Source organism: Bradyrhizobium sp. CFUWI (assembly GCF_056429085.1).
The window spans coordinates 1-433 of sequence record NZ_JBWJZE010000223.1 but is presented as its reverse complement, the minus strand read 5'-3'; the positions used below and the strand labels follow the sequence as shown (position 1 = coordinate 433).

Annotated in this window: 1 protein-coding gene; it reads left to right on the top strand. The window is 70.9% G+C overall.

Translation table 11 applies throughout. The features are described from left to right. The coding region (locus AC066S_RS39535; RefSeq protein WP_478272019.1) for a histidine kinase dimerization/phospho-acceptor domain-containing protein at positions 1-433 on the top strand (433 nt) is incomplete at both ends.

Sequence of the window (433 nt, the reverse complement as noted above, 5' to 3'; positions counted from 1 at the left end):
CGCTCGAACCGCTGGATGTCGACGTCGAAGTGCCGCGCGGCGCGGGCACGCAATGGATCAAGACGCTCGCCACCGCGCGCGCGCTGCCGGGCGGCGCGGTGCTGTTCAACGGTGTGTGGCTGGACGTGACCGAGCAGCGCAACCAGGCCCGTGCGCTCGCGCAGGTGGCCGAGGAGAAGGCCACCTTCCTCGCCGTGATGAGCCATGAGATCCGCACCCCGCTCAACGCCATCCTCGGGCTGGCGCAGCTCGCGCTCAAGGAGCCGCTGCCGCCCGCGCAGCAGGAGCGCGTGGAGCAGCTCTACCGCGCGGGCCGGCGCCTGCTGGGCATCGTCGACGACACGCTGGATTTCTCCAAGATCGATGGCGGCCACCTCGTGCTGGAGCATGCCGTGTTCGACCCGCGGCAGCTGCTGGGCGACCTCTCCGACCT